Below are 24,016 nucleotides of genomic sequence, written 5' to 3'. Positions count from 1 at the left end.
CTTCTTTTACCAGATACAGAATATTGATAATCCTACCTGTTCTTCCATTGCCATCATAAAAAGGGTGAATGCTTTCAAACTGATGATGGATAATAGCCATTTTCACCAGCGGATCCCAATCACTGAGTGCGTTGTCGTTGATGAACTGTTCCAGATTGCTCATTAAAGCTACTACTTCATCATGGGTTTGTGGTGGCGTGTACACTATTTCACCCGTTTGCTCATTCTTCAATTCTGTGCCGGGTACTTTTCTAAAGCCTGCATCATTTTCTTCCAGTGTTGCCTGCATCTGAATGATGTGGTTGTTTGTCAGTATTCCCTTTTGCCTAACAGTTGCAAAACCCCAACGCAATGCCTCTGCATAGTTGTGTACTTCTTTGGATGCGATGGATTTAAACTCCTTTTTCAGGTAATCGCCCTGATACAATTCATCATGTGTGGTAATGATGTTTTCTATGGCCGAACTGTCTTTTGCTTCTTGTAGAGAAAGGGTACTGATTAAAATACTTTCATTCGGAATGCTCAGGGCAGCCCCTTTCATCTCAGCCAATGCACTGCGGGCAGCAGCCGTTTTTTTTAGAATGGCTTTGGTTTCTAAACCGAAATCCAAAGGAAGTTGTGGTATTTTATATGCCATATCTTTCTTTTTTAAATTACCGGAAACTTATCCCCAAACTGCTGTTTCCAAATGTTTAGTGCTTTGGTTAGACTGTCTTGCTGTAAAGCTTGTTCCGCTTGTTTTATCAGTTCATTAAATGCCTCTTTGAAGTTGCTTTTCTGATTGCCGTCCAGTTTTGCCAGAAAATCATCTCTTGGAGTTGCAGGGTTCTTACTTGCAGTTTCCCACCCAAATGAATTCTTTACGGCTTTGGCAGTTTCATAAAAAGCAATATCGTCTCTAGTGTTCGGTTTGTAAAATGTGGCTACCCAAAAACTGAAAGCAATACCACTCGGCATTTTTCTGCTTCTTTGGTAAGCCCAAGTTTTGAAGTATTTTACCAAGCGAAGCATTTGACCATCTCTATCTTTCTCCTTACGTTGCTTTTCAAACCAATCGCATAATTCTTTTGGGTCGCTTTCTTGCCATTTGGTTTTTGTGGCAAGAAATGGATGTTTATTATTTGGGATTTTGTAATAGACTGGCAAGTCAATATCAAAATCGCCTTTGTAAATTACCCTGATACACTTTTCTTTATGCTCAATACCAGAAACGGTTTGGTCTTTCACCGCTTCTGCTACATACTTTTGTAAAGTCAATGGCTCAATAGTTGGTTTGGTAAGAAAATAAACACCTAAATCAACATCGTAACTACCGTCCTTTTTCACGACCATTGTTTTCATTTTGTATGAACCTTGTATGTAAAATTTAGGTACCGGAACTTTCGTTTTGGTTTTGAAATATTCTACAATGCTTTTTTGCAAAGCTTGTCGGGATGAAGTAAGTTTATCCTTTTTCCCTTTTGTAAGTGAGATTGCTTGCTCGAACTTTAAAAATTGGTTATGTGTATTGGCCATGTCGTTGTATTTTATTTCGTCATCGCTAAACAGTTCTTTGAGAATCAGTCCTCCGACTGCCACTCCCAAAATTCTTAATAATATTGGTAGCATTGTTTTGAAATTCTATGGTTGCTTTTTCAGCAAGTTTTTTAAGTCTTTCGGTATCCGTTTCGTCCATTTCAATGTTGCAGCTTTCATTTAATTCTGTGTCAATTCGCAAATACTTGAAATTTTCTTGTTCACCTTTATCAATTCCTTTGTGCAAAAGGCTGATTAAGTTTTGAACTTGTTGAGATTGCCCTTGCATAAACACATCAATCAGTCTTTTTTTATCATCCGAGTAAATCCAATATTTTATACCAAACTTTTTCCGCATTTCTGATTTCTTTTTGATTCTCAGCTGTCGGAGAATCCAGTTGATAATTCCTTTATTATATTTAATGCCGGCATCACAGAATTTCTGATGACCTGTTCCAATTGATAAAACAGAAAGTTCTTCAAGTTTAACCCCGAAGGCTTTTTGTGCTTCAATGATTCCGTTTAGGGTGGGGTTATTTGCCCAAACTCCGCCATCTATTTTATTGGCAAAGGGTTTTTCAATGTCGTTTAAGTCGGTGTAGCTTGATGAATAAGGGTCGAAGTAGGTTGGTGCGGCAGATGTTGCCATGGCCGCCTGATATGCCGGAATATGAAAATCACGAACAAAAGCTGGATGGTACTTGCTTTTTAAAACTGATGGACGACCTTCCATCATATCATAAATAGGAATCATTACAGGTGTCTTGCAATCAACCAATCTAGGATCCTTAGCATTGTTGTGTTTTGCAAATGTTTCCCGAACTAATTTCTCTAATTCATCACGTTTATGAGCCGACCTCCATATCTGTCTGATAAAACTTTTTTTATCACCGAAAATCAAACCAGCATTATTCAAATACATCTCATAAATCTCTTTAGCAGGTATTCCTAAAGAAAGAGCAATTGCCATAATACCCCCGGTAGAAGTACCACAGATTAAATCAAAGTTTTGATACACCTGCCATTTCTCAACGCCTTTCGCTTTAAGTTCTGCTTCATAGTTGGCTAATAGCATGGCTGGGAAAACGCCTCTGATGCCGCCTCCGTCAATGGATAATATTTTGAATGTATCTGCCATATTATTTGATTCTGATTTTTCCGGTTAATAATTGCTGCATCAAGCCTTTTTTCTTTTCTCGCAATTTTTCTGCTTTCAATTTCAAAAGCGATATTTCTTTATCTGCTGCTTGAAGAACTCTAACAATGGCAGTTTGCTCTTCTATCGTTGGAATAAAAAACTTCATTGAGCAAAGTCCATCAAATGATAAACTATCTCTAACGCTTCCCTGAACGAACATTGGAATATGACCATAGAACCATTGTGTTTTTAGATGAAAGTATAGAAAGTCAGCAAGTAGATGTTTTTCGTCTGTTGAAAACACAACATACATTGGACTCAAAATGCCTTCATCAAAATTTCTCAGTAAATCAAGTGAGCCAACATTAACCCTCGAAGGATTATATGCAAACTGACCTTTCTTTACGATTTTATAGTTTGAAGCATCTTCGCTAGCAACCGACCTATCAAATTGATCAGATTGGTTTATAAATCCTCTGGAATTTGTAACAGAGAGAACTCTGGTAACTTTCAAGTCCTTATTTCTTTCAGAAACTTCTTTTATAAACTGTCCTACAACTTTTGTTTTTACTTCACCATTAAAGCTATTCAGTCTTCTTTTCCCCGAAAGTAATTGCTGCATGAGCCATTTTTTGCGGAGTTCTTTTTGGATAATAAGTTTCTCAACTACTTCAACATTAGCATCACAGGTTCTTATAATCGTTGTTATAGCTTTTTGTTCCGCAATATTTGGCAATGCAATCGGGATTTTTTCTAGTGATTGCTTGGTTAGTTTGTATCTTCCAGCTCCTTGCCTTGTCAAATATGGAGTTAGTTCTTTGTGGTTAAAATAATAGAAAAACCACTCAGTAAGGTTGTCCGTGCCTTTTATTACATGTGCATGATTGTTAACATTGAATTTGCCTTCTACCAAAAGTGTCATTGGCAATTCCTTCCATTTTAAAAAATGGTCGCCATCCTCTCCGATTAAAGCATATTTCCCTTCTATTCTATATTCGTTAATATAGTCTTGAATTTTTGTTGGACCATAATAGGGGAAAAGGCCTTGGATTTTCTTCCGTTCTTCTTCGCTTATTGGAAAACGTAAATAGTTACAAATTTCAAATGCTTCGCCAACTGTACTTACACTCCAATCTGTTGGTATCGTAGAATTGTAAAAAGGCTTCCTTTCCTCCATTAAATTATTTATTACTGCTGCTTGCTTCATCAATTGTTTCTTTTTGTTTGTTGGCTTGTTTTTCAGCCTCGGTTGGGTGATATATTCCTCCACCATGCCAAGTCCCTGTAGCCACCCATAATTCATAATGGCAAAGCCATTCACATGCCCATGGGATTAATGTATGCACGTAGAGCATACCTGTGTTCCATTCTTTGTCTTTAGGATAATAGAGACATAGCCGTTGGTCTGGCGTACTGTAAACGTGTGGTAAAACAACTTGCCCTACTGCCAATTTCAATGGTTTTGGGTCAATTACATATACCTTAGCTCCCTCATTATATTTGTAGTGTAGCTTTAATTTATAGGTAGCACTCAGCGGAGATGGCGTAACAACTCCAATCCATGTGAGTTCCGATTCCCCCTTTCGCTTTATTTGGCTTCCGGGGAAATAGGACTTAAGAGTACCTTCCTGTATTACAAGCGACTTTCTACTCATTTTTACCAAAAGGTTTGTGTTGGGGAACAGAAGTTCTCCCGGTTTCACCCAGCATTCCCGTTCCTGCTGCCATTTTCATTGCACCACTTTCACGTTGCTTCAAATATTTTTCACCATAACTACTGAATGCTTTGGTAACAGCATCTTTACCAAATGGCTTCACCATTGATTCATTGATGAACTGTAAACCCTTACCTTGTTGTGCAACAATATTCTTCACGTCCAATTCTACAGCATCAAGCCATTTGTAAAAATTGGTTTGTCTAACCGGAAATTCCTTCCATTTATCAGCAAAATTTTCCTCGGGATGAACAGGGTTGCTTACCCATTTTTCGTTTGCTCCTGTAAAAGGATTCGTGTCTGAAATATGACTTCTCATTTTGGTAACCACATTTATTAAAGCATCAATTATATCAGTTTCTTTTGCGTAGGCTCTGGAAGCCAAAGTTGTTATGATGATTGAAATTGGCTTATGCTCATCACCATTGAACATCATATCACGGTGACGCTTCAGGATTTGAACTACACGTTGCAACGGCAATTTATCAGTTTGGTATTTAGGAACAGGTTGAATTGCTTCACTCATCATCCTCACTTCTCTTGTCACTATTTTACAGCGATCTTGAAACCAAATAGCATAACCGAATGGGTTACTTTTTAACCACTCACGAAGATTTGTCGATGTTCTATAATTTGGGGTATTTCTATCTGTTATTCGAATACCCAATGTATTTGTATCTGTCAAATCAGTTGCCGAAAACGCTTTTTCTAATATTGTTCTATAACCAGTTGCTACAACTGATGGCAATACATCTAAATGAAACTTAGCTGATTCAGCATATTGCAAAGTCCAACACCTTCTACCGTCAGGTATCACCAAGAGTTTGTTAAGAATACCATTTGCTTTTAGTCTATCACCAACAAGTTTTTTTAACTCGTACTGTGTCCAACTGGCTTGTATCTTTTCGAGCTTACATACAAGGTCGATATCAAGTTCGTCTTCCTCATGTATTGGTCTTATCATTGTTTGCAACAAGAATGAGCCTTGTGGTAGTATCTCTGGACTATAGGTTGCAAGTGGAGAATCGTCTTTTGAAAGCCATTCACCAACATATTTATAGCTTTTAACTGCTGCATCATACTGTTCTTTTGTGATTTCAAGCGTCTTGCCTAACTCTTCCAGAATATCGCTGAATTGTTGTTTTTGTTCTTTTGTAAGCATAATTAAAAAGCATTTATTTGTTTAAGGTATTTGTCCATTTCAGCCTGCACCGTTTTTAGTTCATCTTCTAATTTTTCAATTTCCTTTTGTACGGCAGCAATATCCACTTCGGCCTCTTCTTCAAACGTGTCCACATAGCGAGGGATATTTAGGTTAAAGTCGTTTTCTTGTATTTCTCCGGGTGTGGCTACATAACTGAATTTATCTTCCACCACACCAGGTTGTAATTTGCCCGTTGTAAAATCACGGTAGGTTTTTACAATGTGTTCAATATCGCTTGCTCGCAGCTTGTTTTGGTTTTTGGCACTTTCATATTGCTTGCTTGCATCAATAAACAAGAAGTTGTTGCTGCTTTTTTGCTTGTTAAAAATGAGAATAGCTGCCGGAATACCTGTGCCAAAAAACAGGTTAGCAGGTAAACCAATCACCGCTTCGAGCAGGTTTTCTTCAATGGTGCGTTGACGTATACGACCTTCGCTGCTGCCACGGAACAATACACCATGCGGCACAACTACTCCTGCTTTGCCGTGTTCATTCAGCGTTTCAATCATGTGACTGATAAATGCCCAGTCACCTTTGCTCTTAGGTGGTACACCCCTCCAAAAACGGTTGTATTTATCGCTTTCAGGGTCGTAGCTAACAGTGGTTTTTTCGCCATCCTTGTCTTCTACCTTTCCCCATTTATCTAAGGAGAAAGGAGGGTTTGCTACTACGGTATCAAACTTCATCAAGGTATCGCCTTCTTTCAGTTTCGGGTTGCGAATGGTATCGCCCCAACGGATGGTAGCATTGTCAAAGCCATGCAAAAACATGTTCATCACTGCCAATGCCCAGGTGCTTCCGTTTGCTTCTTGTCCGAAAAGTGAGAAATTATCTGAGCCTACTTCTTCACCTGCTTTAATTAAAAGAGAAGCAGAACCACAGGTTGGGTCACATATACGTGAACCGGGTTTGCTTTTGGTAAGTTTAGCAATAAGCGTAGAAACTTCTTTTGGCGTAAAAAATTCACCTGCTTTTTTTCCGGCATCACTGGCAAAGTTTTCAATCAGGAACATGTAAGCACCACCAATAATGTCGTTGCCATCTAAATGCGATGGACGCAAATCCAGTTTATCCGATTTAAAATCAATAAGCAAGGTTTTCAGTCGTTGATTTTTATCCTTGGGTTCGCCCAGCTTGCTGCTGTTAAAGTCAATATTTTGGAATATCCCTGCACCGTCTTCACTGTATAGCTTTTCACGGTTGGCTTCTTCTAAATCAGTCAAAGCAATGTTGATGAGTTCACCAATGTTGGCTTCATTGCGTGAATCGAAAAGAAATTTAAAATGGCTGTGCTCCGGTACAATAAAGCGTTCATGTTGCATGGCACGTTTTGCACGTTCTGCATCACCATTATACTTTTTCAAGTAGCCTTCCATTTTATCATCATGCACATCGCTGAGGTATTTCAGGAACAGCATGGTAAGCACATAGTCTTTGTAAACGCTTGGATCAATACTCCCTCTAAAGGTGTCGCAAGCTTTCCAAACTGCATCGTTGATGTCTTTCTGTGTTATTTTAGCCATGATACTTATTTTATTGCGTTGATTATTTGTTGTTGAATTTGTTTTTCACGAAGTGTTTCAATTTCCTGCTTCAATGCTTTCTCCTTGTTACGAAGCTTAGTGATTTGAAGAATCGCTTTTTGTGTTTCGATATCCGGCACTGCTATTTCCAGATTTTCCAAAACTTGTTTTGAAATAGAAGGAATGGAAGTGCCAATAGCTTGACTTTTTAATAGTGTCTGTGTGGAGTGATTGTTAAGGAACCAAGCCAGATAATCAGGAAGTATCTTTTTGTCGGTTGGTCTTAATACGAAAAAAGAAGTTGAAGCTACAGATGGTTTGTTGAAGTTTTCAAAAAGGGCTGCAAAGTTTTTTGTTCCCTTTGCAGCAAACAGCACGTCACCATCTTTTAGTAGATGCTTTTCAGAAATACCCTCAGCCATCAAGTCGGGCTGAAGTGTAGAAAGTAATTGCCCATATTCGTCAAAATGCTTGGACTGTAGATACACCAATTCACCAATGCCAGCAGGCTTAGCGAAGAGTCCAGTTTGGATGTTTGTAATATCTTTAATTAGCTTTTTCAAATTTATTCCTTTGTAATGACGCTACAAAAGTAAGTAAAGTTTTTTAATTTCCAAACTTTTTATGAAAATTATTTTAAGTATTGTTTCTACAAATGCAGTATTGTTGATCTCTGTTGACTCCGGTGCGTGGAGAAAAAGTGGCTCTTTTGGTTTTGCAGAAGGGTCGGCTTGTGAGGAGGGCAATGCCAAATGTGCCACTTGTGCGGTGGCAGAAATTCATTTTTTGGTGCGGTGGGGTGTTTTATTTCTTCTTGGGTAGGCTTGTGTATTGCCAAGTTGGTCTGCTGGTCTGTGTCGAAATACAGCGAAATTGTCTGCCGAGTTAAGGTAGCCTGAAAAGTCAGGTCAAGATGTCAAAGGTCGATGGTTTTAGTGTCTCGTTGATGGTAGTTGTGTCATCTTTTAGGCTTGCTTGTAACTATGCTTAATGAGGCATAGCAAATATCGTTATTTTTACATCTTCAAATCCAGTGTTTGCATTTATTCAACCGGGAAGATGATCCTGAAACGCTTTAGTTTTTTATTAAAAGGGAAATTCCTGTATCCCCTGATTGTAATAGCCACCATAATCCTGGTAATGCCCCCTTTTGTCCTGAAAAAAATGCTTTCCGGATTGGATAATGGAGAATCCATTGCGGATAATTATGGAGAAATGATTGTTGTTTACGGAGCAGGGATGATGTCTCAGGATTATTGGAGAAACAGCACGGTAGAAAGGATTGATGCTGCTGCTGACCTCTACCTTCAACGGTCCCGTACTTTCGTAGTTTCTGAAGGGAACTTAAAGGATACTTCCCTTTTTAAACAAATGATCACCGACAGATTGCGGGATAGAACCGGGCTTGAAATTCCGGTCATATTTGAATTTAAAAGCCGGAATACCTATCAAAATTGTGTGAATGCAGATAGCATAGCCATCGCACATGGTGTCGATAAGCTTATTCTGGTCACTTCCCTGTATCATCAAAGAAGAGTAAAAATGATCGCTGATAAAACTATATCGGTTAATTACAGAATTGCAAGTATGGATCCTGGGGGTAAATATCAGATGAACAATTGGCGGGATTGGCAGTGGTGCAGGAAGAGGGTGTTAAGGGAGTTTGCCGCCCTTGCCAAAGATTATATGGTTTTAAAATTCAGGAAAGAGCGTGATTCTGGATATAATGACAGTCAAATGGAATGAAAGCATCCTCTACATTGTGGCTAAAAGCAGCCATCATTGGCAGTTTATGGGCAGGAAATGAAATAATCCTGGGTAGTTTTCTTCACAATCTGAGGGTACCATTCTCAGGCACTCTGCTTTCAGTGATATCTGTAGCTCTTATGACGGGTTTCCTGCAGATATGGAAAGAGAGAGGTTTGATCCTCAGGGCAGGAATTATCTGTGCTCTGATGAAGTCAATTTCACCAAGCGCGATAATTATTGGCCCCATGACCGGTATATTGGCCGAGGCATTACTGATGGAATTGTTTATCACCCTCGCCGGAAGAAATATTATCGGGTATCTTCTGGGAGGCATTGCAGGGGTGGTAAGCGCATTGTTCCATAAAATAATCACATTGCTTATCATTTACGGGGCAGACTTTGTAAGGGTTCTTGAGAACCTATACAATTTTGCTGTACGGCAACTATCCCTTGAGAATGTCAGACCACTGGAAGCATTTATCCTGCTTTGTCTTATTTATGTGGCAGCAGGTATATTTGCTGTTATTGCCGGTATAATGGCAGGAAGACGTTCTGCAATTATTAACAGGGAGTTGGGGGATACAGCAAATAAAAGAAAGATTGATCTGCATTCGGTATTTCCCGAAAACAAGCAGGGCAGTTACTCCCTTCCATTGATACTGTTCTATTTGATCATGATTTTTGTTTCCTTATTCCTGCTGAATACGGATCATCTTATCGCCGGATTTGCCCTTTCATTGTCGTTTACTGCAATTGTAGCTTATTATTATAAAAGGTCGTTGCGATACCTGAAAAAACCCGGTTTCTGGATTCAGTTAACGTTACTGGTGGTTATAACTTCATTTTTCTGGGAGGGCTTTAGCTCCAGGAATCTATTTCAAATGGGGGGATTGTTAGCAGGAATAAAAATGGTAGTGAGAGCTCTGGTAATTGTAGCGGGTTTTGCTGCTATCAGCGTTGAACTCAGAAGCCCTGTTGTCCGCGAGTTATTGACAAAAAGAGGTTTGTCAAGGTTATATGATGCCATGGAGCTGGCTTTTTCTGTGCTACCGGAAATGACAGACGGCTCCATCAAACCACGTGATATTATCTCCCGTCCGGTATCATCACTCGCGCAGGTTATTGCCCGGGGACGTGATTTGTTTAATGAAAAAAGAAATACTTATTCAGGGTCATTGACCATCCTGACAGGACCCATTGATTCAGGAAAGACAGGATTGCTAAAAAATTTGATAGATGCATCTGATCATCTCCCCGGTTCAAGAGGGTTTTTGTCGGTTAAACATTTTGAGGAAGGAATATTTAAGGGATATGATCTTATAGACCTCCCCTCTGGTGAAATGTTTGTTTTATGTCGTTTGGAGGGGGAATCAGGATGGGTACACCAAGGCAGGTATTTTTTTAATCCGGAAACCATTAATAAAGGGAATGATATCATCCTTGTTGCTATACGGAATAGATCACCTCTCTTGATTATTGATGAAATCGGACCGCTTGAGCTTTCAGGTGGTGGATGGGGTCCTTCTTTAGAGAAAATTGATGAATACGAAGGGAAAATGGTATGGGTTGTCAGACAAAGTCTAACGGAACTTGTACGGAAAAAATGGTGGGTAAAAGAGAAAAAATCTACCTGTTTAGACATTTCCGATGATAACATTAAAGAAAAGCTATCATCTATAATAAAAAGTAATTAAAAATAGCAGGATATTATTTTTTGCGATTAAAATGCTTTGACTGTGATTTCTTCAATATTGCTCTTTCCCAGATTGTGATTTCCTGCATACTTAAAAGTAGAGATATCCGCAGGGTTTATGCCCATCAGAGTGGAGGCATAAACATCAATGGCCACAACATCGGTACTGGCAAGGATCCGGTTGGGGCGTATTGTTTTGCCTGGCCCCCGGGGTCCGTTTTCCAGGGCGCACTCGATAGCATCCACAATGCAAATGTCAGGTTGCCTTATCAGATTTAGATCTGCGATGCATTGTGCAAGATAATCCTGCTTGCTAGATGTATATTCACCATCCGGACTGTGCATAAAACGGTTGGTTGTTCCTGAGGAAACACCCATTAAGCCTTTCAGTGTTCCGGAGTAAAGTGTGCCATTGTGATGTTTGGCAACAGGAATATTTATAAATACATCCGTTTCTGTAAAAACCCTGAAGACTTCGGCAGATTTTAATTCCTGACCATCCGGGATGGTCAGCGTCATCCTTTCTTCTCCATATTCGATTTCCCTGATTATCGATTCCATTTCGTTAAAGTACCGGCTGCTTTCCCAATACCCATCCCTAACAGGTTTATAGCATATTATTTTACCGGCTCCGGCATCTTTGCATAAGCGGATCACCGACAGGGCTACGTCGGGATCGGTATAAAAGCCTCTTTCCTTCCAGGGGGAATTAACCAGTACTCCAACCGAATTACCACTTCTGACAAATTGTTCTATTCCTCCCAGAGCATTAAGCAGATCCGGAATACCTTTCAAAGGATCATCACCGGATATTGAAAATATATCTTCCTTAATTGCTCCGGCAGCCAATTTTGAAAATAAGGATGATCCCAGGAATGCCATTCCACCAAGAACAATTCCTGATTTAACGAAGGTACGTCTTTTCATGGCGATGATTATAAGCAGATGACATCTCCCCCGGGGGAGATGTCATCTGTAAAAAAACCTTACTCAACAATCATTCTGGCAGTAACCATTCCTTGTGTTGTTTGTGCCCGGATGAGGTAAATACCCGTATTAAGGCCGCTAACATTAAGGGTTGTTTTGTAGTCACCGACATTGAAATGCTGAACCACTTGTCCGGTTGTATTGATAACCCAGATCTCATTCATTACCTGGTTACATCCAATGCGTGTGATGTCTTTAACAGGATTAGGATAGATCAGCATATCTCCGCTGCTGTTGATGTTATTGGTGTTGATACCTGTTGTTCCGAGCAACCAGGCAAAGGAACGGTCCAGTAGCTCCTCAAGATCCATAGGATCAACGATAGCAGCATAGGATGCTGTGGAGAAAATGGTGCGGAAGCTTGCACCTTCAAACTGATAAGCGCCAATCCCGGTGGGTTCCGGGAATACGACTTCAAGCATGTCCTGTCCCTGATGTTGGACGAAATCATCTATATATAACCCATCATCAGCATTTAGTTCGGTATAGATATCAAACACGGTGATATGCATTCCTTCGGCCAGGGATCCGGCAACACCAACAATATTTCCTGTATCTGGTTCAATGTTCCAAACATCCTGTACGACTTCGGTGCATCCCAGGGCGTCATATGGGAAGCTGCCAGGGTCGAACGTTCCGGCTGAAGAATAGCGGTCGTAAAGATAATCCTGAGCTGAAAGCAAGAGTTTTCCGTTGTTCAGGGTAAGATAAAGCAGGAGGTTGAACTCATCGTCGTTCGTCATGGTTTCACTGTCTGTCCATGCTTCTCCTGTAAACCAGAAAATGATATCATACTGGTTCATGGTAGTAAGATCCGGACCGTTCTGGGTTAGGTCCTGTACCTCAAAATAGGTATATGAATATCCCAGGGCATCCATAGCCGGCTGCAGAAACTGCCAGTCGTCGGTATAAACATCAACGGCTTCGAAGCTGCCGTCACGGTCGACACATAGAATGCTTTGCGAATTGCTGTTAAATGTGAGCATTCCTGCTAAAAACAAAGTAACGAAAAAGGTAAAATTTCTCATGGTCTTGAAGTTTGGTTAATACTTGAATTGGGAGGAGAAATATACAAAAAAAATCGTCCCTATTGAATAAATCATCGATTTCTTTTTTACGTTGCACCCTTGTAACCTTTTATCATGGCAATGCGTAAACATAATCGCCCTTATTACAACTATGTACTTTATTGTATATTTGTAATTGTTTGCATGAATGCTTGAGAGGATGGTTTTCTTATTAGTTTCTACAAGATTACCACTTTAGCCTCAACCAATACACATCTAGCCCTTTTATCACAAACCGGTGATTTTATAATTATTAATATTAAGCAACTTATGAAAAAAGTCCTTTCGTTAACCACTTTGATGGTATTGATCATTCTGGCAATATCCTGCAAAAAGGATAGTGAAGAACAGGAAGATACCACGCCAAAGGTAACCAGTACAGATGATCTGGTTGTACCGCAAAATTTCAACTGGCAAACAACCATGCTGGTTGATGTTATAGTTGATCCTCTTCCCAGTCCGTTGAATTACGGAAGTACAATGTACATTCAGTCGATGAATGGTATGACTTACCTGAAACATTTTATGCAATTGAGCCAGGGTTATAAGGGAGAATTGAAGATCCCGGTTACAGAAACCCAGGTAAGGTTTATCTATGGTGGAACCAATGAGATCATTGACATTATCAGCAATGAGATCAGGTTTTCTTATGTTCAGGATACAATTTAATCATGGAGGGAAAAACAATGAATCGTTATAAAAAGATTTTCATGTTGTGTTTCATCATTCTGGCAGCTTTTGGAATGGGGAATGCTCAGGTTGTAACCATGGACTTTGAATCTGGTGACAGAGGTTTGGAGCAGGGAAACTGTTGGGAGTTTCCGGGAACAACTTTCCAGACGGGCGCCAATGCTATCAGTGGTGTTTACGGTGGCCGTACCGGTCAGCTTACAGGGGGTGTTGGAAGCCCCAACGGAGTTACTACTCCCTGGATTCTCTTCAGCGGATCCTCACAAATTGATTGCAAGCACAAAATGACAGCCAACAACGGAACATGGCGTACCCTGGAAATTGTAGTCATAGATACTAGTTTGAATGAAACTGTGATTTATACCGAAAGCTATTCAGGAAATTTCACGACTTTGCGCACAGTAAGTATCACAGAGACCATCTCAGGAATCAATAAGCTGTATTTCAGATTTACAGGACAGGGTGGCAATTCAAGGGGACTCATCGATGACATCAGCGTAGGCGGCCAGTATTATAGTGATCCGACCAATGGATGTGTCCCTTTGCAGGCAGGATCACCGGATACCGATGGTGATGGAGTTCCCAATGATCAGGATGATTATCCAAGCGATCCTGATAGAGCATACAATAATTATTACCCGTCTTATGGTCCGGGTTCCCTCGCGTTTGAGGATCTATGGCCTGATAAGGGGGATTATGATTTCAACGACCTTGTTGTGGAGTACCGGTTCCAGATAGTAACCAACGCCTCAAATTATGTTGTGGAGATATTCGGTTCTTTTGATTGCCGGGCCAGCGGGGCAGGCTACAGGAACGGATTCGGTTTTAACCTCCCCTCTGCTTTGAGTGGATTGAATAATGATCTGGTGGCAACAGGGATGAATTATTCGGAAAGTATCATTACCAACAATGCCAATGGTCTTGAAACAGGTCAGACCTATCCGACTATAATTGTATTTGATAATATTTATAGTTTCATGGGTCCCAATGGAGGCGGATTTATAAATACTGTAGAAAGCCAGGCATATATCACCCCAGTTACTATTAACATCACAATGACAACACCCGGGAATGATTACGAAATGGACGACTTTGGCTTTGCAGATTTTAATCCTTTTATCATAGTTAACAAAGAAAGAGGCAAAGAGGTCCATCTTTTTGATTATCCACCTACCGATTTAGCAAATCCATTATATTTCAGTACAGGAGATGACAACTCTAACCCTGGTTTGGGTATCTATTATAAAACAAGTAATAACTTACCCTGGGGCATAGAAATTCCCCAGAGGTTTGATTACCCAATTGAAAAAGAAGACATTATCAATGCCCACCTGCATTTTGGAGACTGGGCACAGAGTGGAGGAACCACGTATACCGACTGGTATGAAGATAATCCGGGTTACAGGGATGACTCGAAGATTTACGATATTCCTTAATATTGTTTTCAAAACGAAAAAAGGCTGGCCCATTTGAGCCAGCCTTTTTTATTCTAATGATTATCAGGAATGATAATTATCAAGTTAAAGACTCCATGTTATCTTGTATCTTGCACCCTGCACCCTGCAACTTGTAACTTGTAGCCTGCACCCTGTAACTTTTTCTTAACCATAACCGATACAAACATTTAAGTTTATTGTATGATCAGTCTTTCGGAAAACAACTCATTACCGCATTGAATCCTGATAAAATAGATTCCCTTCTTTAACGATTCAAGATTCAGTTTTTCTTTCACAGATCCCTTGTTTACCGGCTTTGTTGAAGCATAGTAGGATTGGCCAAGCAAGTCTACGACATTAACCGAGATTTCGATACACTGCAAGCCCTTTACCGACAGGTCGAAGCTTCCTGTATTGGGATTGGGGATAATGCTGATTTCCGTATTCTCACCTTTCAGTTCAATGGTTCCGGGACAGTATTCTATGGTTACGGTCAGATCATCTGCCTGTGGTTGAGTACATGGTGATATGGGTTGTGCAGTAAGGGTAAGCACCACACTGCCATTTTCAATATCTGCATCGCCCGGCATATAAATGGAGTTAATAAAAGTAGGACTGGTAAACTCACCATCACCGCTGGTGGTCCATAAAATACTGCTTTGGAACTGTGCAGAGCCATGGAGCAGGACATATTCATTGTGACAAATGGTGGTATCCGGTCCGGCTGAGACTACAACAGGTTCCTGGACGGTCACATCCACAGAAGATTCGGTGCTGTTAAAACCGTCGTCAACAGTAACAATGTAGGAAATGTCTTCCTGTGGGGCTACAACGGGATTCTGCTGTGTAGAGGTGAATCCCGGGGGATCTGAACTCCAGAGGTAAGTGTAGGCTCCGGATCCGCCGGAAGCGAGTACATCCAATTGTGTAGTATTTCCAAGGCAAACATCCGGAGGTGTGGCTGAGGCCTCAGCGGAGAGTTCTCCTCCGGTAACAGTTACCGTTACATCATCAGAGTTCTCGCAACCGGTAATGTTGTCAGTTACAGTTAAGGTAAAAACAACTGAAGTTTCGAGGTTGACTGTTTCGGTAACAAGGCTTTGCGGGTTAACCACCTGCTCCTCCGGTGTCCATAATATTGTAAAATCTCCTGATCCTCCGGTGGCTGACCCGGTAAGGGTTGTAATAGTACCAAACGGGATTGACTGGTCAGGTCCGGCATTTACTACAGGGAGGGCGTTGATGACAAGCTGGGTATTATCCTGTGCATTGGCTGTACAGGGCCCTGTCGGGAAAGCTGTCAGAGTCAGGGTGGCCCCTCCGCTGGAAATATCTCCCGGGCCTGGTGTATAAACTGGATTCAGGATGGCATTGTTGCTGAATGTGCCATCGCCACTGGTAGTCCAAAGCAATGTCGAAAAGTTGGTAGCCTGTCCCTGAAGTATGGTAGCTCCACCTTCGCATATCGTATCATTATTTCCTGCTTCAGCAGTGGGTAAATGATGCAGTGTAAGGCTGATCATATCGAACGATGTCATCATACAAGGAGCAAGGGGGTAAGCTGTCACATCAAGCATGACGAATCCCATGGTTTTATCGTTGGTGCCAGGGAAATAGGTAGCATTGATCAGTGTGGAATCATTAAAATGACCATCTCCGTTGCTGTGCCATAATATGGAGGCAGCATTTGTAACTACAGGTTGTGTAACAAAATTCTGGTTTTCACAGATTGTTGTATCATTACCTGCATTAATCGAGGGATTCACATTAATGGTAACATGCATAGTGTCACTCACGGTATCTGTCAGTGGAGGTACGGCAAAAGCCGACAAAACCAGGTCAACACCGCCGGCAGCGATATCTCCGGATCCTGGAGTATAAATTGCGTTTAACATGGTTGCCATGCTGAAGCTTCCATCACCGGTCGTGGTCCAGAGCACACTGCTGTAATTGGTGGCGCTTCCGTGTACGAAGACGGGGAATTGTTCACAGGACACCGTATCGTTTCCGGCATTAACGGTTGGCATGGGTGGTTGGATCTCAAAGGATGCGATGCGTGTCCTCCAGGATGCAGTACCCGTGGTCTGAATATATTCCTGGGTATACCAGAATGTTGTGGGATTGGAAGGGTCTACCGACATCATACTGTAATCACCCCAGCGGCAGGCATCTCCTGTTTGTGATCCCGTTCCGGCAATAATGGTTTCTTCCGATATAGTCATTTGGTTCAGTGCATCACCGGATAATCGTCCTGTAAAACGAATGGATGGAAATGTGGTTGAATTGGAAACTGAATAACCGAGCGCAATATTTCCCTGACCGTCCATGGCTATACTTCCCATCCACCTGTGTTTAGTATCGGGTGAGTATGTGCTTTGCTGATGTATGTTCCAACCGCTGCCGGTATTTCTCAGTTCATACCAGCGTACTCCTGCAATCCCGCTTCCTGCATCAACAGTATGATTGGTAACCATGACCTGATAGCTTCCAAAATTTCTGTATTGCAAACGGAACATAAGCCTGTCGGAAATACTTTCAAGTTTTTTTGTCGTGGCTGGCTGAGGGATGCAACGACCGCGAAAGGCGGTGCATATTTCCGAGTCAAATGCTGAAGTCTGAAGAGTCTGCGATTCGCCAAAGGTTGAGTTGGACGGAGTGTTCCAGTCGGTATCAAATTCCCATATACGAAGTTGGTCGTTGGCATAACCCCAGGCATCATCGTTGAAATAGGCAAAATAGCAGGGTGTACCTGCGGGTGGCGGTGTCCCGTCAAAATCGGCCGGCAACATACTGAAAGGATCACTGCCTGTGGGCAGGTCGAAAAGTATCATTTGTGCGTTCGGATTTCCGACAAGCATGGAATCACGCTCAAAAGCCGCAGCAGCTACCCGGTTGTATGATCCGAAAATATTAAATGATGCGTAATATCCGTCAGGCCATACTCCGAACTTCGGGTAATCGTTGAAATCAGGAAACTGAAAAGCATATTGGTAATAGGAGCCGGTTGGATCGTTCGTAGTGGAGATAGCGATCAACTCCCAGTAAGTACCATTGGATGTATTCACCGCAAACTGGCTGGCGAGCCAACGGTCGGCCTGCTCATCATATAAAACAATGGGGTCCCCGTCGTTGGTGCCTGTCCATGGACCGATAAAACCGTTCCACAAAGTGCTGTTGTCAGCCGGACCGTATAATAGTGTACCTGTTTTGGAGTAAATGGCAAACGACAGATTCACCATCTGGAAATAATGATTCGGACCGACATCGCCATCGGTGTCGGGCGGATAGACCCCGTTAATATTGTTTACTCCATCGAAATTCTGAAAAACTGTCCTGTTTTCATTTTCTCCCATTTTATGCTGAACGGAAGGGTCAAACCCCGGGTCGGAACCGTCGTGGCGGTTGGTTTTGATGTTTTCCTCATTACGGATAACCTGGTCTTTCCAGGAACGGTCGCGCTGCCCGGGAACAATCATTTCCATATCCCGAAGGGGTTCCGTTACTCTGAAATGCTTAGCTTTCTGGACAATGGGATTAGTGTAAACTTCTTTCTGACCCTGTGTTTCCTGAGAAATAATAAATGAAAGAGCCAGAAATAATACCGGAAGTAATTTTATGAATTGCATACTAATAAAGATTGGTTATAAGAATGGTTCAAAGATAGTACAATTTGGCTTTGGGTTTTATACGGGAAAACTCTGAAATAGTTATGCTTGCAATTACTTTTCCTTTTCCTGTTCGCGGATTTTCCTGATTATTTCTTCCTGGAGGGAAGAACTGACCGGCAAGTACTTATAAAAATCCATAGAATAATTGGCTCTTCCGCTTGATATATTCCTTAATTGCGTAGCATAACCAAACATTTCACTGAGCGGGACAAAGCCGACCAGTTTTTGCGATCCTTTACGGAACCTTCTCATGGATTCTATTTTACCGCGTTTTCGGTTCAGGTTGCCCACGATCTCTCCAATGTATTCGTCGGGAGTATTGATTTCCACTTTCATTACCGGTTCAAGCAGGATAGGACCGGCTTTCATGAAAGCTTGTTTAAAGCATATTGACGCACAGGTTTGGAAAGCCATGTCGCTGGAGTCAACCGGATGGAATTTGCCGTCGAGAAGGGTGACTTTGACATCCACAATGGGATATCCCGCGAGTACCCCGTCATGGAGGGTTTTGGTGATACCTTTGTTTACAGAAGGGATAAATTCAGCGGGGATAACACCTCCCTTGATCTTGTCAACAAATTCATAGCCAATATCTTCATTGGGTTCTATCCGGATCATAGTCTGAGCAAATTGCCCCTTTCCACCAGTTTGTTTCGAGTGCCTGTAATCATTTTCCTTTTCGGCTGTGATCGTTTCACGATAAGCAACGGAAGGCTCGCCAACTTCCACCTCTACCTTAAACTCTTCCTTCAGGCGGTCGATAATGATCTCCAGGTGGAGCTCTCCCATTCCTGAAACGATGGTTTCTTCAGTTTCATGATCGAACCTGACATTGAATGAAGGATCTTCATTGGCCAGTTTGCTGAGGGCTTCCCCGAGCTTGCTCTGATCTTTCCTGTTGGCAGGGTTGATCTTCATTTCAATAACCGAAACCGGCACCTTAATTGATTCAAGATGAAGAGGATGATCAGGGTCACACAATGTGTCACCGGTTTTCGTGAGTTTCATGCCAATGAGAGCAACAATATCCCCCGGTCCGGCATAATCCACCTCTTCACGGTCTTTGGCATGTATTTTCAGGATCCTGCCCGTTCTTTCCATCTTTCCCTTGGTGGAATTCAGTAATTGCAATCCTCCTGTAAGTGTTCCTGAATAAATGCGGATAAAAGTCTGCTGACCAACATAAGGATCATTGATCAGCTTAAACGCCAGTGCAGCGAAAGGATCTTTGGGGGAAGGATTGCGTGTATGGGATTTCTCAGGATTGTCCACATCAATACCAACCACGGCTCCGATGTCGAAAGGAGAAGGGAGGTAGTCGATCACAGCATCCAGAAGAAGTTGAACCCCTTTGTTTTTATATGCTGCCCCACAAAATACCGGAGTGATCATAAGCTTCAGGGTGGCGTCACGTGCTGCCGTTTTAAGCATTTCCACCGGGATCTCCTTTTCTTCCAGGAAAAGTTCCATGATCTCATCATTCACTTCGGCAAGCTTCTCCACCAGGAAATCCCTGGCTTTCTGGCATTGCGATTTGTATTCAGCCGGTATGTCAACTTCTATCCTATCCTTATCCTGGAAAATGTAGGCTTTCTTTTCGATGATGTCGATTATGCCTTTGAATTCTTCTTCTGCACCAATGGGTAACTGAAAAGGTACGGCATTGGCATCCAGGTACTGATTCATTTGACCGACAACATCGTTAAAATCCGAACCGGTACGGTCCATCTTATTGATAAAAGCAATGCGTGGTACTTTATAACGGTCGGCCTGATTCCATACGGTCTCACTCTGAGGTTCAACGCCCCCAACAGCGCAAAAAACTGCTATCATTCCATCGATTACACGCAGTGAACGCTCCACCTCTATTGTAAAGTCTACGTGGCCGGGAGTATCTATTATATTTATCTGAGAGTCTTTCCAGGCACAGGATATAGCAGCGGATGCAATAGTGATACCTCTTTCCTGCTCCTGTTTCATAAAATCCATGGTAGCTTGTCCATCATGGACTTCCCCGATTTTTCTGTTAATTCCGGTGTAGAATAGTATCCTTTCGGTTAGTGTGGTTTTGCCCGCATCGATATGAGCGGCAATGCCAATATTTCTTAAGTTCTTGAGAGACATGATTTTTTGTTTGAAGTAATAACAAAGATTTGGTTTATATGTTTTCAGGATCTCTGGAAAATCCGCGCAAAATTATTATTTATAACCTTGACTCCGTTCGATTAACATAAAATTAATATTAAAACAGCCTTTTTATTAGCCCCTGAAAGCTCACAAAAACCTTCAGAAGCTTATTGCATTGACCAAAATTGGAAAAAGTTGCTTATAACAATTCTTTAATCAATTGATGATTTTCATTTAATAGAAATAGGGTTTTTCTATAGGAATTTTGTGATTGAAATAACGAATACACATTTCAAATTAATGCATCATGAAAAAACCATTACCATTTCTTTCAGGAATTATATTTTTATTTTTCCTGGTGAATTCATTTCAGATGATTGGCCAGGATGGGCTGTCTCTGGAACATGTTATCAGTATTCCGATCGGCGAAGAATCTGCCGCGGAAATTGTTTCCTATGACTTGGAAAATCAACGTTTATGGATATTGAACAGTCCCAATTCCACTGTTGATATTTATGATTTTTCCGATTATCAATCGCCCGTTTACATAACCGGCATTGATTTCTCAGCATTCGGTGACGGTGTAACACATATTGACATACACAGCGGAATCGCTGCTATGTCGGTTGCTGCTGATCCGAAAACTGATCCTGGGAAAGTCATGTTCATCAACACGGATGATTATTCAATTATCAGCGAAGTAAGCGTGGGAGCTTTGCCTGATATGGTAAAATTTACCCACGACGGGATGAAGGTTTTAGTTGCTAATGAAGGTGAACCGAGTGATGAAATAAATCCCGAAGGAAGCATAAGCATCATTGATATTTCAGGGGGCGCAGCCAGTCCTGTTGTTAATACTGCTTCTTTCAGCGCTTATAATGAAATGAGATACTCGCTGATTAACAGGGGGATCCGTATTTTTGATGATGCAGATAGTGTTGCTCAGGACATTGAACCGGAGTTTATCACAATCAGCGAAGATGATGCCATCGCATACGTTTCATTACAGGAAAACAACGGACTTGCAGTTGTTGACATTGCCCAGGCCAAGATTGTGGATATCCTGCCTTTGGGATTGAAAGATCATAGCAAGGGCTCGCCTATGCTGGAACAATATTTTCTGAATGAACTACTGACGTTTCCGGTGCTGGGAACTCCGGTATATACGGGTGCCGATCCGATCTATCTGGGAGGTTTTTCAGGATTATATTTTGATCCGGTGCAATCATCGGAAAATGAATGGGTTTTCTATGCAATTCCTGACAGGGGCCCAAATTCGGATGCCGTGGCAAAGGCCAATGTAGTACCGGCTCCCTTCCAAAACCTGAGCCCCTTCAAACTGCCTGAATATCAAGCCAGGATAGTAAAATTAACTTTGGATAAAACATCAGGCACCGTTACACTAAATGAAAATGATTTTATTTTTCTGTTTCGCCAGGACGGAACAACTCCGATTTCAGGAAGGGGAAATGTGGAAGGATTTGATGAAGTACCAGTGGCTTATGTTGATGAAATTTTTTACCCGAACCATGATTACCATGATACGGTTAATGATGTTTATTATCATGCCTTGCCATATGATTTTTTCGGAGGTGACTTCGAAGGGATTTTCCGCGACAATGACAGGAACTTCTGGATGTGTGACGAGTATCGTCCTGCTATATACAAATTCAATGAAAATGGCATTTTGATCGAAAGATTCGTTCCGCAGGGAACCGGTGCACTGGGAGGACAACCTGCCGGAACCTTTGGTGCAGAAACACTTCCGGAGGTTTACAAGAAAAGGTGGACCAACAGGGGGTTCGAAGCTATTGCTTTTGACCCGGATCAGGAAATTATTTATGCTTTCATACAATCACCTATGTACAATCCGAACAGCAGTACCAAGAACAAATCGGATGTATTACGCATATTAGGAATTGATATGCAGGGGAACCCTGTATCGGAACATGTTTACCTCCTGGAACGTAACCGTAACAGTGGCTATGCGCTCGGAAGGACCGATAAAATAGGGGATGCCGTTTATGCAGGTAACGGAAGGTTTTATGTTTTTGAAAGGGATTCCAGCATACCGGGCGAGGAGGATGGAAAGAAATATGTTTTTATGATTGACCTGAATGGAGCCACAGATATTCTTGGGACAGCTTTGTCGAACAAGATGACCTCTTCCGGACTGAATGATCTCACACTTGAAATGTACACGGCAGATAATTTGGATACAGCCGGAATTCAGCCGGTCTATAAAATAAAAATGCTTAATCTTCCTTCCATTGGCTATATGCCCAGCGATAAAGCCGAAGGATTGACATTACTTCCTGATGGGAGCCTGGCGGTACTGAACGATAACGACTTTGGCATTTCTGGCGCAGGTATTTCCGATGTTATTTCGCTTGGTATTATTTCGTTTGATGAGAATTTTGGATTTGATGCAAGCGATAAAGCTGATTTGGTTGATATTACAAATCATCCAACCTGGGGCATGCATATGCCTGATGCATTGGGAACCATCATGTTTAACGATAAACCTTATGTTATAACAGTAAATGAAGGGGATTCAAGGGATGCTGAAGAAGAACGTGTTAAGAACCTCGATTTAAATCCTGATTATTTCCCCAATATGGCTGAATTACAAAATGATACAATGCTTGGACGCTTGAAATTATCCATGCTGAATACCGATATTAATAATGATGGTCAGTCCGAGTACATTCATTCTTTTGGGGCCCGCTCTTTTTCCATCTTTGACCGATTTGGGAACATGGTTTTTGATAATGGTGATGATTTTGAGCAGATTACTTTTTCTGCCTATCCTGATTATTTCAATTGCAATTTTGACGAAGGAGTATTTGAGTTTAAGGCCCGAAGCGATGATAAGGGACCGGAACCCGAAGGTTTAGCAACCGGAAAAATTGAAGGATATACACTTGCCTTTATTGGATTGGAAAGAACAGGCGGCATCATGATGTACGATGTCACAAACCCGCTTTCTCCACTTTTCCTGGATTATATCAACACTGCTGATTTTCCTACAGGCTCAGGTGATATCAGCCCTGAAGGTTTGTATTTCATCTCTAAAACTGATCATCCTTCAGGAAAGGATTTGCTGGTAGTAGGTTACGAAATCAGCGGCACACTTGCTGTTTTTGAGATCAGCGGCGTGGTTGGTATTCATAATGGAACGAACAACCAGGAAAGTAACAGTTTCAAATTGTATCCTAACCCCAGCAAAACAGGAATTGTATATTTCAATAAAACTACGGATATCAGTGTGTATTCCCTTAATGGTCAGTTGATACGCAAAGAAAATAATACAGATCGAATGGAAACAAACGGACTGGGCCAGGGGATTTATATCGTAAAGGATAGAGATGGTTTTATACAAAAACTTACTATTGTACGCTAAATTGCAACAAAGATTTCAGGGTTCATACCGGAAAAGACGTTGGTCTTTTCCGGTTTTTTGTAACTATGAGATGTTTTCTGCGTTTAACAGGCATATAAATT

The 24,016-nt window shown here is 41.5% G+C and carries 18 protein-coding genes; 6 read left to right on the top strand and 12 right to left on the bottom strand.

Annotated features, from left to right (window positions below; all coding sequences use genetic code 11):
- The 8 genes from KKA81_08510 to KKA81_08475 all read right to left on the bottom strand — a co-directional run.
- Nucleotides 1-637: Fic family protein (locus tag KKA81_08510; GenBank protein ID MBU2650963.1), on the bottom strand; the 637-nt coding region annotated here is incomplete at its 3' end.
- 11 nt (nt 638-648) lie between these two features.
- Nucleotides 649-1,515, bottom strand: a complete 867-nt coding sequence (locus KKA81_08505) for a hypothetical protein (GenBank protein MBU2650962.1) — start codon at nt 1,513-1,515, stop codon at nt 649-651.
- 25 nt (nt 1,516-1,540) lie between these two features.
- Nucleotides 1,541-2,653 carry a patatin-like phospholipase family protein gene (locus KKA81_08500; protein ID MBU2650961.1) on the bottom strand — a complete coding sequence of 371 codons (1,113 nt, stop codon included), beginning with the start codon at nt 2,651-2,653 and terminating at the stop codon, nt 1,541-1,543.
- Between the two features lies 1 nt (nt 2,654).
- A complete protein-coding gene (locus KKA81_08495; GenBank protein ID MBU2650960.1) occupies nt 2,655-3,860 on the bottom strand; it encodes a restriction endonuclease subunit S in 1,206 nt (401 codons plus the stop codon).
- On the bottom strand, nt 3,835-4,308 hold the full coding sequence (locus KKA81_08490; protein ID MBU2650959.1) for a hypothetical protein: 474 nt from the start codon (nt 4,306-4,308) through the stop codon (nt 3,835-3,837). Before KKA81_08490 ends, KKA81_08495 begins: the two co-directional genes overlap by 26 nt.
- Nucleotides 4,301-5,530, bottom strand: a complete 1,230-nt coding sequence (locus KKA81_08485; GenBank protein ID MBU2650958.1) for a nucleotidyltransferase — start codon at nt 5,528-5,530, stop codon at nt 4,301-4,303. Before KKA81_08485 ends, KKA81_08490 begins: the two co-directional genes overlap by 8 nt.
- Nucleotides 5,531-5,532: 2 nt before the next feature.
- The gene (locus KKA81_08480) at nt 5,533-7,098 is read right to left on the bottom strand and encodes a type I restriction-modification system subunit M (protein ID MBU2650957.1); all 1,566 of its coding nucleotides are present in this window, start codon (nt 7,096-7,098) and stop codon (nt 5,533-5,535) included.
- 2 nt (nt 7,099-7,100) lie between these two features.
- On the bottom strand, nt 7,101-7,658 hold the full coding sequence (locus KKA81_08475) for a restriction endonuclease subunit S (protein MBU2650956.1): 558 nt from the start codon (nt 7,656-7,658) through the stop codon (nt 7,101-7,103).
- Nucleotides 7,659-7,719: 61 nt separating this feature from the next.
- Between KKA81_08475 and KKA81_08470 the strand changes: the two genes are divergently transcribed.
- The 3 genes from KKA81_08470 to KKA81_08460 all read left to right on the top strand — a co-directional run bounded on the left by KKA81_08470 (nt 7,720) and on the right by KKA81_08460 (nt 10,538).
- Entirely contained in the window at nt 7,720-7,917 is a 198-nt protein-coding gene (locus KKA81_08470) for a hypothetical protein (protein MBU2650955.1), read from the top strand.
- 168 nt (nt 7,918-8,085) lie between these two features.
- On the top strand, nt 8,086-8,841 hold the full coding sequence (locus tag KKA81_08465) for a YdcF family protein (protein MBU2650954.1): 756 nt from the start codon (nt 8,086-8,088) through the stop codon (nt 8,839-8,841).
- Nucleotides 8,838-10,538: a hypothetical protein gene (locus KKA81_08460; protein MBU2650953.1), complete on the top strand. Its 1,701-nt coding sequence runs from the start codon at nt 8,838-8,840 to the stop codon at nt 10,536-10,538. The genes KKA81_08465 and KKA81_08460 overlap by 4 nt, the downstream gene beginning before the upstream one ends.
- Before the next feature lie 26 nt (nt 10,539-10,564).
- Here the strand turns inward: KKA81_08460 and KKA81_08455 are convergent, their stop codons facing one another.
- Together KKA81_08455 and KKA81_08450 are read right to left on the bottom strand one after the other, a co-directional pair.
- Nucleotides 10,565-11,464 carry a DUF362 domain-containing protein gene (locus KKA81_08455; GenBank protein ID MBU2650952.1) on the bottom strand — a complete coding sequence of 300 codons (900 nt, stop codon included), beginning with the start codon at nt 11,462-11,464 and terminating at the stop codon, nt 10,565-10,567.
- A gap of 59 nt (nt 11,465-11,523) precedes the next feature.
- Nucleotides 11,524-12,552 (bottom strand): T9SS type A sorting domain-containing protein, encoded by a 1,029-nt coding sequence (locus KKA81_08450; GenBank protein MBU2650951.1) that lies wholly within the window; start codon nt 12,550-12,552, stop codon nt 11,524-11,526.
- A gap of 309 nt (nt 12,553-12,861) precedes the next feature.
- Here KKA81_08450 and KKA81_08445 point away from each other — a divergent pair, with 309 nt between their 5' ends.
- Together KKA81_08445 and KKA81_08440 are read left to right on the top strand one after the other, a co-directional pair.
- On the top strand, nt 12,862-13,260 hold the full coding sequence (locus KKA81_08445; GenBank protein MBU2650950.1) for a hypothetical protein: 399 nt from the start codon (nt 12,862-12,864) through the stop codon (nt 13,258-13,260).
- A 2-nt stretch (nt 13,261-13,262) separates the two neighbouring features.
- Entirely contained in the window at nt 13,263-14,717 is a 1,455-nt protein-coding gene (locus KKA81_08440; GenBank protein ID MBU2650949.1) for an LruC domain-containing protein, read from the top strand.
- Nucleotides 14,718-14,911: 194 nt separating this feature from the next.
- On the opposite strand, the gene KKA81_08435 is transcribed toward KKA81_08440, so the two are convergent.
- Both KKA81_08435 and fusA read right to left on the bottom strand, forming a co-directional pair.
- Entirely contained in the window at nt 14,912-18,343 is a 3,432-nt protein-coding gene (locus KKA81_08435) for a T9SS type A sorting domain-containing protein (GenBank protein ID MBU2650948.1), read from the bottom strand.
- Between the two features lie 93 nt (nt 18,344-18,436).
- Nucleotides 18,437-20,509 (bottom strand): elongation factor G, encoded by a 2,073-nt coding sequence (gene fusA, locus KKA81_08430; GenBank protein ID MBU2650947.1) that lies wholly within the window; start codon nt 20,507-20,509, stop codon nt 18,437-18,439.
- 310 nt (nt 20,510-20,819) lie between these two features.
- Between fusA and KKA81_08425 the strand changes: the two genes are divergently transcribed.
- Nucleotides 20,820-23,915, top strand: coding sequence for an esterase-like activity of phytase family protein (locus tag KKA81_08425; GenBank protein ID MBU2650946.1), 3,096 nt, complete (start codon nt 20,820-20,822; stop codon nt 23,913-23,915).
- Nucleotides 23,916-24,016: the final 101 nt, after the last annotated feature.

This window comes from Bacteroidota bacterium (assembly GCA_018831055.1).
Lineage (GTDB): Bacteria > Bacteroidota > Bacteroidia > Bacteroidales > B18-G4 > M55B132.
The sequence above is the reverse complement of the archived record's forward strand: the minus strand, read 5'-3'. Positions and strand labels throughout refer to the sequence as shown.